This is a genomic window from Cellulomonas dongxiuzhuiae, from assembly GCF_018623035.1.
Lineage (GTDB): Bacteria > Actinomycetota > Actinomycetes > Actinomycetales > Cellulomonadaceae > Cellulomonas > Cellulomonas dongxiuzhuiae.
Map to the genome: position 1 here is coordinate 1264835 of NZ_CP076023.1, position 13098 is coordinate 1277932.

A 13098-nucleotide genomic window follows, 5' to 3' on the forward strand; every position below is an offset into this window, starting at 1 on the left:
CCTACGCCGGCGCCGGCGCGGCCTGCAGCGCCCGCTCCTCTGCCGGGATGCGGAAGCGCAGCAGCAGGACCGCGTTGAGCACCGTGAACACCAGCGCGGTGACCCACGCCGTGTGCACCAGCGGGAGCGCGATGCCCTCGACGACCACGGCCACGTAGTTGGGGTGCCGGAGCCAGCGGTAGGGCCCGCCGCCCACGAGCGGCAGCCCGGGCACCACGATCACGCGCGTGTTCCAGCGCGGGCCGAGCGTGGCGATGCACCACCACCGCAGCGCCTGGCTGGCCACGACGAGCGCGAGCGCGGGCCACCCCAGCCACGGCAGGAAGGGCCGGTGCGCGACGAGGACCTCGACGACGCACGCGACGAGCAGGGCGGTGTGGAGCAGCACCATGGGGGGGAAGTGCCCGCGGCCGCTCTCGACGCCGCCGCGTGCGAACGACCAGCGGGCGTTGCGCGTGGACACGACGAGCTCAGCGAGGCGCTCGACGGCTGTCAGGCCGACGACGACCAGGTAGAGGGTCAGCATGCGCTCAGCCTGCCGTGGACCACCGCAGGAGCACCACCTCTGCGCTCACCCCGGGTCCGAACGCGAGCAGGACCCCGGGCGTGCCGTCGGGCACGCCGGCGCGCTGCGTGCGGTCCAGCACGTCCAGGACGGACGCCGAAGAGAGGTTCCCGACCGCGGACAACGACGCCCGGCTCACGTCGAGGGTGCCCGCCGGCAGGGCCAGCGCCTCCTCGACGGCGTCGAGGATCCGGGGCCCGCCGGCGTGCACGACCCAGCGACCCACGTCCCCCGTCTTCAGGCCGTGGGCCGCGAGGAGACCCTCCACGTCCGGGGCGAGCCCGGCGCGCACGACGTCGGGCAGTCGGGCCGACAGCACGATGCGGAAGCCGGAGCCGCCGATCCGCCAGCCCAGGTCGCCCTCGGTGCCGGGGTACAGCCGGCTGCGGGTCGCCACGACGCGGGGTCCCGTGGCGGCGGCCGCCGCGGGGTGGGCGTCGCCGACGAGGACCGCGACCGCCGCGCCGTCGCCGAACAGGCCGTTGGCCACCAGCGCGGCGGGGTCCGCGTCGCCGTGCTGCAGCGTCAGCGAGCACAGCTCGAGGCACACGAGCAGCGCGGTGTCGTGGGGGTGGCCCGTGAGGTAGTCGTGCACCCGGGCGAGGCCGGCCGCACCCCCGCCGCAGCCCAGACCGAACGAGGGGAGCCGCTTGACGTCGTCGCGCAGCCCGAGCAGACCGACGAGCGCGGCGTCGACCGAGGGCGCCCCGATGCCGGTCACCGAGGTGAACAGGACGAAGTCGACCTCCTGCGGGTCGACCCCCGCGCGGGCGAGCGCGTCGCGCGCGGCCCGTGCCGCGAGGTCGGTGCCGATGGCGAGGTACAGGTCGTTCGCGTGCCCGAAGTCCCGGACCCCCGCGTACTCGTCCGGCGCGAGCGCGAGGTGCCGGGTCGTCACGCCGCTGCTGCGGTGCACGCGCCGCAGCAGCACCCCGTGGCGGTCGTCCGCGGCCGCGACGAGCGGCGCGACGATCTCGGTGATGGCACGCTGGTCGCGCGGGGGGCCGGGGAAGGCCGGTGCGACGGCGAGCACGCGTGACATCTCGAAATCGTGGCACGCACACCCCGTGTCGGCACGGGGGACTACGGTCGCACCGTGCCTGACGCCCCGACCGGTCCCGCGCGCCGCGCGCCCGCGGCCCGGGACGCACGGGCGCGTGCGGCCGCGCTGGTGCGCGCGTGCCACACGGGTCCGACGGTCGTGGTGACGACGCTGTGCACGGCGCTGGCGGTGGCGCTCGACGCCCCGGCCGGCACGGTGCTGCTCGTGCTCGGCGTCGTGCTGGCCGGTCAGCTCTCGATCGGGTGGTCGAACGACTGGCTCGACGCCGCGCGCGACCAGGCCGTCGGCCGGGCCGACAAGCCGGTCGTGGCCGGCGCGGTGACGCCGCGCGAGCTGCGGACGGCGGCCCTGGTCGCGCTCGCGGCGAGCGTGGTGCTCTCGGTGCCCACGGGCGCGGCCGCCCTGCTCGCCCACGCGACCGCCGTGACGATGGGGTGGGCGTACAACCTCGGGCTCAAGAGCACCGCCGCGTCGTGGCTGCCGTACGCCGTCGCCTTCGCGCTGTTCCCCGCGTTCGTCGTGCTGGCGGGACCCGACGACGCGGTCCCTGCCGGCTGGCTGCTGGCCGTCGGTGCGCTGCTCGGTGTGGGGGCCCACCTCGCGAACGTCCTGCCCGACCTGGAGGACGACGCGGCGACCGGCGTGCGGGGCCTGCCCCACCGGTGGGGCAGGCGGGTGACCGGTGTGCTCGCGCCGGCGGTGCTCGGGACGGCCGTGGTCGTCGCCGTGGCGGGCCCGCCGGCCCCCCCCGGCGCCGCGTCGGTCGTCGTCGGCGTGGTGGCCGTCGCGGTGGCACTGGCCGCCGGCACGGCCGGTCTGCTGCGGGAGCGCAGCAGGTGGCCGTTCCGGCTGGCGATGGTCGTGGCGGCGCTGTGCGTCGTGGCGCTGCTCGTGGGGGGTGCGCGCGGGGCGGCCGTGTGACCAGGGGTGCCGGTGTGCGGGACGTCCGCTCCGTGGACCTGTGAACCACGATGCGAGACGAGCGGCACGGCGCGTGACATCCCCCGGGTCCCGGGCGTAGGGTGACGGCGTGCAGATGATCCTCGTAGTACTTCCTGAGCGCGCCGGCTGACGCCACCCGCCCAGGTCGCACGTCGCGCGCGCTCGCCCCTCGTCCAGCCCGGTGCCCGGGTCGAGGGGCTTTTTCGTGCCCGACGTCCGTCCGGCGCGGCCCCCCGCACCGGACGACCACACCCGCACTCGACCCGCAGGAGACGACCATGGTCCAGGGTCCCCATCCCGCACCCCCCCGCAGCACCGTGCGCCCCGTGCGCCCGGCAGCGGACGGGCTGCCCCGCCCCGCCGAGTCGCCGGCCGACGCGCCGCGACGCATCGGGCCCGAGAAGGTCACGGGCGCGCAGTCGATCGTCCGCTCGCTGGAGGAGGCGGGCGTCGAGGTCGTCTTCGGGATCCCGGGTGGCGCGATCCTGCCCACCTACGACCCGCTCATGGACTCGACCCGGGTCCGGCACATCCTCGTGCGGCACGAGCAGGGCGGCGGGCACGCCGCGGCCGGCTACGCGTACTCCTCGGGCAAGGTCGGCGTCACGATGGCGACGTCCGGGCCGGGTGCGACCAACCTCGTGACCGCGATCGCCGACGCCAACATGGACTCGGTGCCGATGGTCGCGATCACCGGCCAGGTCGGCGCGTCGCTGATCGGCACGGACGCGTTCCAGGAGGCCGACATCGTCGGCATCACGCTGCCGGTCACCAAGCACAACTACCTGGTCACCGACCCGGACGACATCCCGCGCACCATCGCCGAGGCGTTCCACATCGCCTCGACCGGCCGGCCGGGCCCGGTCCTCGTCGACATCGCCAAGTCCGCGATGCAGGCGCAGACCACGTTCTCCTGGCCGCAGGACATCACGCTGCCGGGCTACCACCCGGTCACCAAGCCGCACGCCAAGCAGATCCGCGAGGCTGCGCGCCTGCTGGCGACGTCGCGCCGACCGGTGCTGTACGTCGGCGGAGGCGTGGTCCGCGCGGGCGCCTCCGACCTGCTGCGACGCCTCACCGACACCTCGGGCGCGCCCGTCGTCACCACGCTGATGGCCCGCGGCGCCCTGCCGGACTCGCACCCGCAGAACCTCGGCATGCCCGGCATGCACGGGACCGTCGCGGCGGTCGCCGCGCTGCAGAAGGCCGACCTCGTCATCGCCCTCGGCGCCCGGTTCGACGACCGCGTGACCGGCCTGCTGTCGTCGTTCGCACCGCTGGCGACCGTGGTGCACGCCGACATCGACCCCGCGGAGATCGGCAAGAACAAGCGCACCGACGTGCCGATCGTCGGCGACCTGCGCGAGGTCATCGCCGACCTGCTGCCGGAGCTCGAGCGCGAGCACGGCCAGCACGGCAGGCCCGACCTCGAGGCGTGGTGGCAGCAGCTCGACGCCTGGCGCGAGACGTTCCCGCTGGGCTTCGACGAGCCGTCGGACGGCCACCTGGCACCCCAGCACGTGATCTCGCGCATCGGGGAGATCTCGGGGCCGGAGTCGATCTTCGTGGCGGGTGTGGGGCAGCACCAGATGTGGGCCGCGCAGTTCATCAAGTACGAGCGGCCCGGCGCCTGGATCAACTCCGGCGGGCTGGGGACGATGGGCTTCTCGGTGCCCGCGGCCATGGGCGCGAAGGTCGGCGACCCCAGCCGCACGGTGTGGTCCATCGACGGTGACGGCTGCTTCCAGATGACCAACCAGGAGCTCGCCACCTGCACGATCAACGAGATCCCGATCAAGGTCGCGGTCATCAACAACAGCTCGCTCGGCATGGTCCGGCAGTGGCAGACGCTGTTCTACGAGTCGCGCTACTCCAACACCGACCTGCACACGGGCCACGGCACGGCACGCGTCCCCGACTTCGTGAAGCTGGCGGACGCGTACGGCGCCGTGGGCCTGCGGTGCGAGACGAAGGCGGACGTCGACGCGACGATCAAGCGCGCGATGGAGATCGACGACCGGCCCGTCGTCGTCGACTTCACGGTGTCGCGCGACGCCATGGTGTGGCCGATGGTCGCCGCCGGCGTCAGCAACGACGCCATCCAGTACGCGCGCGGCATCAGCCCCGCGTGGGACCGCGAGGACTGAGGAAGGTAGCCGAGCCATGACCCGCCACACCCTGTCCGTCCTCGTCGAGAACAAGCCCGGCGTGCTCACGCGCGTCGCCGGCCTGTTCGCCCGGCGGTCCTTCAACATCCACTCCCTGGCGGTCGGTCCGACCGAGCACGACGAGATCAGCCGCATCACGGTCGTCGTCGACGTCGACGCGCTGCCGCTGGAGCAGGTGACCAAGCAGCTCAACAAGCTCGTCAACGTCATCAAGATCGTCGAGCTCGAGGACGCCGCGTCGGTCCAGCGCGAGCTGCTGCTCGTCAAGGTCAAGGCCGACGTCGCGCAGCGCACGCACGTCCTCGAGGTCGTCCAGCTGTTCCGCGCGCACGTCGTCGACGTCGTGCCGGACACGGTCGTCATCGAGGCGACCGGCGGCCCCGGCAAGCTCGACGCGCTGCTCGCGGCCCTGGAGCCGTTCGGCATCCGTGAGATCGTGCAGTCCGGCACGGTCGCGATCGGCCGCGGCTCGCGGTCGATCACGGACCGGGCGCTCGAGCGCGTGAGCCGCTCCGCCTGACCGCACCACCCGCACCACCCCGTACGCACGACCGAAGACACCACTTCCGAGGAGATCCACCGTGGCTGAGCTGTTCTACGACGACGACGCCGACCTGTCGGTCATCCAGTCCCAGAAGGTCGCCGTCATCGGCTACGGCAGCCAGGGGCACGCGCACGCGCTCAACCTGCGCGACTCCGGCGTCGACGTCACCGTCGGTCTGCGCGACGGCTCGCCCTCGCGCGCCAAGGCCGAGAACGAGGGCCTGAAGGTCGCGACCGTCACCGACGCCGTCGCCGGCGCGGACGTCGTCGTCATCCTGGCGCCCGACCAGGTCCAGCGGATCATCTACCGCGACGAGATCGAGCCCAACCTCAAGGACGGCGCGGCGCTCGTCTTCGGTCACGGCTTCAACATCCGCTACGGCTACATCAAGCCGGCCGCCGGCCACGACGTGCTCATGGTCGCCCCCAAGGGCCCGGGTCACCTGGTCCGCCGCGAGTACGTCGACGGGCGCGGCGTGCCGGTCATCGTCGCGGTCGAGCAGGACGCGTCGGGCAAGGCGTGGGAGCTCGCGCTCTCGTACGCCAAGGCGATCGGCGGCCTGCGCGCCGCCGGCATCAAGACGACCTTCACGGAGGAGACCGAGACCGACCTGTTCGGTGAGCAGGCCGTCCTGTGCGGTGGCGTCTCGCAGCTGATCCAGTACGGCTTCGAGACCCTGACCGAGGCCGGCTACCAGCCGGAGGTCGCGTACTTCGAGGTGCTGCACGAGCTCAAGCTCATCGTCGACCTCATCTGGGAGGGCGGCATCACCAAGCAGCGCTGGTCGGTCTCCGACACCGCCGAGTACGGCGACTACGTCTCGGGCCCGCGCGTCATCACGCCCGAGGTCAAGGCGAACATGCAGGCCGTCCTCAAGGACATCCAGAACGGCGCGTTCGCGGAGCGCTTCATCGCCGACCAGGACGCCGGCGCGCCGGAGTTCGACGCGCTGCGCACCAAGGGCCAGAACCACCCGATCGAGCCGGTCGGCCGCGAGCTGCGCAAGCTCTTCGCGTGGGTCAAGCCGTCCGACACGGACTACCAGGAGGGCTCGGCCGCGCGCTGACCCACCCCGGTAGAGGTCGCGAGAGAGCAATCCGGTCGCACCGGATCGCTCTCTCGCGCCCCACGGAGGGGTGGGCACGGGGTGCGGCGGCGGGGGGTGTGGGGGAGGATCGCCGCGGCCCCGTCGGACGGGGTGGACGATCGCGCACGACGACGAGGGGTGACCATGACCGAGCAGCCGACGGTGGACGCCGAGACCGGCACGCAGGACACGCGGATCGCGGACTTCTGGGACGCGGCACGCGGGCACCTGGGCTGGGGCAAGCTCGACACCGTGCTGGGGGAGTCGGTCGACGGCGCCGTCCCGCCGCCCGCCTGGTCCTTCGGCGACGACGCGCGACTGGCGGACGAGCTGCTCGCGCTGGTCCTCGAGGGCCGCAAGACGGCGACGGCGACCGCGCTCGTGGAGTTCACGTCGGGCGACGAGCCGTTGCCGCGCGTGGGCAGCGTCTCGATCGTGCTGGACTCGTCCGGCGACCCCCGCGCCCTGGTGCGCACGACCGACGTCGAGGTCGTGCCGTTCGACCGCGTGGACGCCGCGCACGCCGCAGCGGAGGGCGAGGACGACGGGACGCTGGAGTCCTGGCGGCGCGAGCACGAGGTGTACTGGCGTCGGGTCCTGGGCGCCGACGGGTTCTCGCCCACCATGGACGTGGTCGTCGAGCGCTTCGAGCTCGTGTACCCGACGCAGGGACCGACGCCGCCCGTCGACTGATCGGACTGTGAGACGCCTCGTTCCGAGGCGTGGACACGGGTCTAGGCTGGTCCCATGGCTGACACGACCTCTCCCTCTTCTCTGAACCTGGCCGTCGTGGCCGGCGACGGCATCGGCACGGAGGTCGTCGAGCAGGGTCTGCTCGTGCTCGAGCAGGCGCTGCACGGCACCGGCACCACGGTGCGCACGACGGACTTCGACCTCGGCGCGCGCCGCTGGCACGCCACGGGCGAGACGCTCACGGACGAGGACCTCGCCGCGATCCGCGTGCACGACGCGATCCTGCTCGGCGCCATCGGCGACCCGGGCGTGCCCTCCGGCGTGCTCGAGCGCGGGCTGCTGCTCAAGCTGCGCTTCGCGCTGGACCACTACGTGAACCTGCGTCCCGGCAAGCTCTTCCCCGGCGTGACGAGCCCGCTCGCGGCCCCCGGCGACGTCGACTTCGTGGTCGTGCGGGAGGGCACCGAGGGGCCGTACGTCGGCAACGGCGGCGCCATCCGCGTCGGCACCCCCCACGAGGTGGCCAACGAGGTCAGCGTCAACACCGCGTTCGGCGTGGAGCGCGTCGTGCGCGACGCCTTCGCCCGCGCCGCCGCGCGCCCCCGCCGCAAGCTCACGCTCGTGCACAAGCACAACGTGCTGGTCCACGCCGGCCACCTGTGGCGCCGCACGGTCGAGGCCGTCAACGCCGAGTTCCCGGACGTCACGGTGGACTACCTGCACGTCGACGCCGCGACGATCTTCCTCGTGACGAACCCGTCGCGCTTCGACGTGATCGTCACCGACAACCTCTTCGGTGACATCCTCACCGACCTGGCGGCGGCCATCACGGGCGGCATCGGCCTGGCGGCGTCGGCGAACATCAACCCCGACCGCACGGCCCCGAGCATGTTCGAGCCCGTGCACGGCTCCGCGCCCGACATCGCGGGCCAGGGCAAGGCCGATCCCACGGCGACGGTGCTGTCGGTCGCCATGCTGCTCGACCATGTCGGCCTGCCGGACGCGGCCCGCGCGGTGGAGACGGCCGTCGCGGCCGACCTCGCCGAGCGCGGCTCCGCCGAGCGAGTACGGTCGACGGCCGAGGTGGGCAAGGACCTCGCCGCGCGCGTCGCCGGCTGACCCCTCCCGGGGCGAGCCGACGACGACGCGCTCGGCGCGTCCGTCGCTGCGCAGGCTCGCGCCTGCTCCTGTCCACCCGGCCGTCCGCACCGGTACCGTCGACGTCGACCCTGGTGAAAGGCCCCCTGATGAGCACCGTGACGACCCCCACGTCCCCGACCTTCGAGATCCACCTCAGCGACACCCCGGCGTCCACCGCCGAGCGAGAGGCGGCGTTGGCCGCGCCCCGGTTCGGTGTCGCCTTCACCGACCACATGGCCCGCATCTCCTGGACGCAGGACGCCGGGTGGACCCACCGCCGGGTCGAGAAGTACGGCCCCCTCCAGCTCGACCCCGCGACCGCCGTCCTGCACTACGGGCAGGAGGTCTTCGAGGGCCTCAAGGCGTACCGGTACCCGGACGGCACGGTGTGGTCGTTCCGCCCGGAGGCCAACGCGGCACGCTTCGCGCGCTCGGCGTACCGGCTCGCGCTGCCCGAGCTCCCCGAGGCGGACTTCCTCGGGGCGATCAAGGCCCTCGTCGAGGTCGACCGCGCCTGGATCCCGCCGGGGGACGAGACGAGCCTGTACCTGCGTCCGTTCATGTACGCCTCCGAGCCGTTCCTGGGAGTGCGGCCGTCCCTCGAGGCCGAGTTCCTCGTCATCGCCTCGCCCGTGGGCCCGTACTTCGCCGGCGGGGTCACGCCGGTGTCGATCTGGGTGTCGCGGGAGTACGCCCGCGCCGGGAGCGGCGGCACGGGCGCCGCGAAGTGCGGCGGCAACTACGCGGCGAGCCTCCTGCCGCAGCAGCAGGCCCACGCCAAGGGCTTCGACCAGGTGTGCTTCCTCGACGCGCGGACGGGCACGCAGCTCGAGGAGCTCGGCGGCATGAACATCGTCGTCGTGCGCGCCGACGGCTCCGTGGTGACCCCGCCGTTGTCCGGCACGATCCTCGAGGGCGTCACGCGCGCGTCGATCCTCACGCTGCTCGCGGAGGCGGGCCACGAGGTCGCGGAGCGCCCCCTGCTGCTGGAGGAGCTGCGCGCCGGCCTCGCGGACGGCAGCGTCACCGAGGTGTTCGCGTGCGGCACCGCGGCCGTCATGACGCCCATCGGCCGCCTCGCGAGCGACGACTTCGACCTCGTCGTGGGCGACGGGACGGCGGGCCCCGTCACGACGCGCATCCGGGCGCAGCTCACGGACATCCAGTACGGGCGCGCGTCCGACTCGCACGGGTGGATGCACCGCCTCGTCTGAGCGGCGGCTGACCGACGACGAGGGGCGGGCACCCGTACGGGTGCCCGCCCCTCGTCGTCCCGGGGGTGGACGTCACACGGCGACGCGCCGCACGGTCCAGCCGAGCACGCCGGTCAGCAGCGACCACACGGCGATGCCGATGAGCAGGTTGACGATGCCGGTGGCGATCGCCGACCCGGCCTCGTCGGTCCACGTCAGCGGCAGCAGGGTCGCCACGACGGTCGCCAGGCCGAGGATCCAGCCGAAGAACGCCCGGGGGCGCGGCGTCGTCAGGACCAGCAGCTGCAGCAGGGCGGCGGCGGCCACGGCGACGAGGACGCCCCCGAGGATGTACGCGCCCATCGCCGAACCGGTGCCGAACGGGTCGCGCAGCACCAGCTCGATCCGCAGGATCCTCTCGAGGACGATGACGCCCACGACCCCCACGAGGGCCGCGACGAACGCGGTGGCGGCCGCGCCGGCCCAGAACCGGCCCGTCTCGACGGTGAGGCGGGTCTCGGTGCGCGGCGGCGCCGTCGAGGCGGGGGCGACCGCGGGCGCCGACGCGGGCACGGTCGGGGGTGCGGCGGTCGGGGGGACCGCCTCGTACCTGCGGGTCGGCTCGTCCTGCGGCCGGCCGGAGGTGGGGATCGACATCGTCGGCTCCTGTCTCGCACGGGACGTCGGGTCGCGCGCACGCGTGACGTCAGCGCTCACCGTAGCGACCGGGTGCCCGTTCGGCACCGGTTGGTCCCCGTTGCCCGGCCAGCGTCGTGCAGGAACCACCCGTCCGCATGATGGACGGGGTGCCGTGCGCGGCCGCGTTGTGCCACGATCGCCGTGTGACCCGCTTCACGCTCATCATCGCGTAGCGCGTCGGCCGACCAGCCGACGCGCAGACCTCCCGTACCTCGGGGGGTCTTTTTGTTGGTCCAGACGTCCGTGGGCACCACCCCCGCCCGCACGACACGTCGACGAGGCACCGGCACCACCCCCGCCGGACGCGCACCCCCTGCCGCCCCGCCGACGCACGCCCGCACCGCCCCGAGGAGCCCTCCGTGACACAGTCCACGGCACCCGCGTCGACCACGTCGTCGCCGTTCCACGTCTACGACACCACGCTGCGTGACGGCGCCCAGCAGGAGGGCATCAACCTGTCGGTCGCCGACAAGCTGGCGATCGCGCCGATGCTCGACGAGCTGGGCGTGGGGTTCATCGAGGGCGGCTGGCCGGGCGCCGTGCCCAAGGACACGGAGTTCTTCCGGCGGGCGGCGAAGGAGCTGGACCTGCGCAACGCGGAGCTGGCCGCCTTCGGCGCCACGCGCAAGGTCGGGGTGCGTGCGGCCGACGACCCGCAGGTGCGTGCGCTCCTGGACTCCGAGGCGCCCGTCGTCACGCTCGTCGCCAAGTTCGACGTGCGGCACGTCGAGCGTGCGCTGCGCACGACCGCGGACGAAGGACTGGCGATGATCGCGGACACCGTGACGCTCCTCCTGGGGGAGGGGCGGCGCGTGTTCGTCGACGCCGAGCACTTCTTCGACGGGTACCGGTACGACGCGGCCTTCTCGCGCAGCGCCGTGCTGACCGCGTTCGAGGCCGGTGCCGAGGTCGTCGCCCTGTGCGACACCAACGGCGGCATGCTGCCGGACTGGGTGCGGGAGATCGTGCTGGAGGTCCGCGCGGCCGCCGGCCCCGACGCGCTGCTGGGCATGCACGCCCACAACGACTCCGGGTGCGCGGTCGCCAACACCCTCGCCGCCGTCGACGCCGGCTGCATGCACGTGCAGGGCACGGTCAACGGGTACGGCGAGCGCACGGGTAACGCCGACCTCCTGTCGGTCGTCGCGAACCTCGAGCTCAAGCTCGGCCGGCAGGTGCTCGCGCGGCACCCGGACGCGCCGGGCGGGCTTCCCGAGCTGACCCGCATCGCGCACGCGATCAGCGAGCTGACGAACATCTCGCCGTTCGCGCGCCAGCCGTACGTCGGCGCGAGCGCCTTCGCCCACAAGGCGGGCCTGCACGCGTCGGCGATCAAGGTCGACCCCGACCTCTACCAGCACGCGGACCCCGAGCTCGTCGGCAACGACATGCGGATGCTCGTGTCCGACATGGCAGGGCGCGCCTCGATCGAGCTCAAGGGCCGTCAGCTCGGCATCGACCTCGCGGAGCACCCGGACGTCCTGTCGCGCGTGATGCACCGCATCAAGGACGCCGAGGCCGGCGGCTACACCTACGAGGCGGCCGACGCGTCGTTCGAGCTCGTGCTCGTCGAGGAGCTCGAGGGTGCGCGGCCGGCGTACTTCAGGGTCGAGTCGTGGCGCGCGATCGTCGAGCGCAACGGCGGACGCGGCACGGCCGCGACGGCCGAGGCGACGGTCAAGCTGCACGCGGGCGGTGAGCGCATCGTCACCACCGGCGAGGGCAACGGACCCGTCAACGCGCTGGACCACGCGCTGCGGACCGCCCTGGGACGCGTGTACCCCGAGCTCGCCGAGTTCGAGCTCATCGACTTCAAGGTGCGCATCCTCGACCAGATGCAGGGCACGGACGCGGTGACCCGGGTGCTCATCGAGAGCACCGACGGTCAGACGTCGTGGAGCACCGTCGGCGTGGGTCCCAACCTCATCGAGGCCTCGTGGGAGGCCCTCACCGACTCCGCCATCTGGGGCCTGCGCCACCACGGGGTCCCGCCGCGCTGACGCGGGCACGTCCCGCGGGTCGTCGCGCAGGGGGCGCGTGCACGACCTAGCCTCGGGGATGCACCCGAGGCCCGACCGATGGAAGGAGTCCCCCGCGTGTCCGGCACCGCCCCCGAGCCGCTCGACGCGTCCAGGACGCCCGTCGGCCCGCCGACGCCCGACGACGACCGCCAGGGCATGCCCCCGGCGCGTCCGCGCAGCCGGTGGTGGCTCGTCGTGGTCGTCGTCGCCGCGCTGGCGGTCGTGCTCGTGTGGCGCCCGTGGGACGGTGGCGAGCCGGCCCCCGTGCCCACGCCCGAGCCGACGCCCGAGGTCACGCCCACGCCCACGCCGGAGCCCTCGCGGACCCCGACGGCGAGCGCCGCGCCCGCGCCGGGTGCCGATGCGATCTTCGACCCGGCGACGGCGGGCAGCCTGTTCGCGACGAGCGCGGACCTCGAGCGGGACGTCCCCGGTGCGGCGGCCGGCGTCGCGCGCGGTCTGGAGCCCGGGACCCGACCGTGGGGGCTGCCCGAGGGTGCGAGCATCGACCCCGCGTCCTGCACGACGGCCGTGACGGTCGTGTCGGCGCCGCCGTCGTTCCACGACGCGACGTCCTGGGTCAACGAGGACCTGACGTTCGAGCAGGACGTCGTGGTGCTGCTCGACCCGGCGGCGGCGCGGGCCGCGTTCCGTGCGCTCGTCACGACGGTGGACGAGTGCCCGCGCTACACGCTGGACGTGCCCGGGGCGGGCGGTACGCGGTGGACGGCGGAGCCCGCACTGGAGGGCCAGGGCGTGTTCCCCGCGATCGTGCACGACCTGACGGCGCAGGTCGACGACGACACCTACCAGCAGACGACCGGCCACGTCCTGGTCGGCAACGCCATCCTCACGTGGACCGCGACGGCCCTCGACGCGAGCGACCGCCAGGACGCCCGCGCCGTGCTGGGGGACCCGGCCCAGCTCAGCGAGATGGTGGAGCGGCGCGCGCTCGCCGCCGTGCGCGGGCTGCCCTGACCCGG

The 13098-nt window shown here is 73.7% G+C and carries 12 protein-coding genes; 9 read left to right on the forward strand and 3 right to left on the reverse strand.

Going from position 1 to position 13098, the window contains the following annotated elements; all coding sequences use genetic code 11:
- Window position 1: 1 nt before the first annotated feature.
- Together KKR89_RS05645 and KKR89_RS05650 are read right to left on the reverse strand one after the other, a co-directional pair.
- Complete coding sequence (locus KKR89_RS05645) at window positions 2-526, reverse strand: isoprenylcysteine carboxyl methyltransferase family protein (RefSeq protein WP_208197367.1); 525 nt, start codon at window positions 524-526, stop codon at window positions 2-4.
- 4 nt (window positions 527-530) lie between these two features.
- Window positions 531-1607, reverse strand: a complete 1077-nt coding sequence (locus tag KKR89_RS05650; RefSeq protein ID WP_208197368.1) for a type III polyketide synthase — start codon at window positions 1605-1607, stop codon at window positions 531-533.
- 54 nt (window positions 1608-1661) lie between these two features.
- Here KKR89_RS05650 and KKR89_RS05655 point away from each other — a divergent pair, with 54 nt between their 5' ends.
- The 7 genes from KKR89_RS05655 (at window position 1662) to KKR89_RS05685 (ending at window position 9416) form a co-directional block, all read left to right on the forward strand.
- Complete coding sequence (locus KKR89_RS05655) at window positions 1662-2549, forward strand: UbiA family prenyltransferase (RefSeq protein ID WP_208197369.1); 888 nt, start codon at window positions 1662-1664, stop codon at window positions 2547-2549.
- Window positions 2550-2848: 299 nt separating this feature from the next.
- Entirely contained in the window at window positions 2849-4717 is a 1869-nt protein-coding gene (locus KKR89_RS05660; RefSeq protein ID WP_208197370.1) for an acetolactate synthase large subunit, read from the forward strand.
- Window positions 4718-4733: 16 nt separating this feature from the next.
- A complete protein-coding gene (gene ilvN, locus KKR89_RS05665) occupies window positions 4734-5258 on the forward strand; it encodes an acetolactate synthase small subunit (protein WP_191780930.1) in 525 nt (174 codons plus the stop codon).
- Between the two features lie 61 nt (window positions 5259-5319).
- Window positions 5320-6348 carry a ketol-acid reductoisomerase gene (ilvC, locus tag KKR89_RS05670; RefSeq protein ID WP_208197371.1) on the forward strand — a complete coding sequence of 343 codons (1029 nt, stop codon included), beginning with the start codon at window positions 5320-5322 and terminating at the stop codon, window positions 6346-6348.
- A 165-nt stretch (window positions 6349-6513) separates the two neighbouring features.
- Window positions 6514-7062: an ASCH domain-containing protein gene (locus KKR89_RS05675; RefSeq protein ID WP_208197372.1), complete on the forward strand. Its 549-nt coding sequence runs from the start codon at window positions 6514-6516 to the stop codon at window positions 7060-7062.
- 54 nt (window positions 7063-7116) lie between these two features.
- Complete coding sequence (locus KKR89_RS05680) at window positions 7117-8181, forward strand: 3-isopropylmalate dehydrogenase (protein ID WP_208197373.1); 1065 nt, start codon at window positions 7117-7119, stop codon at window positions 8179-8181.
- Window positions 8182-8309: 128 nt separating this feature from the next.
- The gene (locus KKR89_RS05685) at window positions 8310-9416 is read left to right on the forward strand and encodes a branched-chain amino acid aminotransferase (RefSeq protein ID WP_208197374.1); all 1107 of its coding nucleotides are present in this window, start codon (window positions 8310-8312) and stop codon (window positions 9414-9416) included.
- Between the two features lie 72 nt (window positions 9417-9488).
- Here the strand turns inward: KKR89_RS05685 and KKR89_RS05690 are convergent, their stop codons facing one another.
- Window positions 9489-10052 carry a hypothetical protein gene (locus KKR89_RS05690; RefSeq protein WP_208197375.1) on the reverse strand — a complete coding sequence of 188 codons (564 nt, stop codon included), beginning with the start codon at window positions 10050-10052 and terminating at the stop codon, window positions 9489-9491.
- Between the two features lie 401 nt (window positions 10053-10453).
- Between KKR89_RS05690 and cimA the strand changes: the two genes are divergently transcribed.
- Complete coding sequence (cimA, locus tag KKR89_RS05695; protein ID WP_208197376.1) at window positions 10454-12094, forward strand: citramalate synthase; 1641 nt, start codon at window positions 10454-10456, stop codon at window positions 12092-12094.
- 96 nt (window positions 12095-12190) lie between these two features.
- Window positions 12191-13093, forward strand: coding sequence for a sensor domain-containing protein (locus KKR89_RS05700; RefSeq protein WP_208197377.1), 903 nt, complete (start codon window positions 12191-12193; stop codon window positions 13091-13093).
- Window positions 13094-13098: the final 5 nt, after the last annotated feature.

Bases quoted from the DNA above. Each gene is read 5' to 3' on its own strand.
- KKR89_RS05650 (WP_208197368.1), bottom strand. From the start codon at position 1,607: ATGTCACGCGTGCTCGCCGTCGCACCGGCCTTCCCCGGCCCCCCGCGC.
- KKR89_RS05690 (WP_208197375.1), bottom strand. From the start codon at position 10,052: ATGTCGATCCCCACCTCCGGCCGGCCGCAGGACGAGCCGACCCGCAGG.
- ilvN (WP_191780930.1), top strand. From the start codon at position 4,734: ATGACCCGCCACACCCTGTCCGTCCTCGTCGAGAACAAGCCCGGCGTG.
- KKR89_RS05680 (WP_208197373.1), top strand. From the start codon at position 7,117: ATGGCTGACACGACCTCTCCCTCTTCTCTGAACCTGGCCGTCGTGGCC.
- KKR89_RS05675 (WP_208197372.1), top strand. From the start codon at position 6,514: ATGACCGAGCAGCCGACGGTGGACGCCGAGACCGGCACGCAGGACACG.
- KKR89_RS05685 (WP_208197374.1), top strand. From the start codon at position 8,310: ATGAGCACCGTGACGACCCCCACGTCCCCGACCTTCGAGATCCACCTC.
- KKR89_RS05660 (WP_208197370.1), top strand. From the start codon at position 2,849: ATGGTCCAGGGTCCCCATCCCGCACCCCCCCGCAGCACCGTGCGCCCC.
- KKR89_RS05645 (WP_208197367.1), bottom strand. From the start codon at position 526: ATGCTGACCCTCTACCTGGTCGTCGTCGGCCTGACAGCCGTCGAGCGC.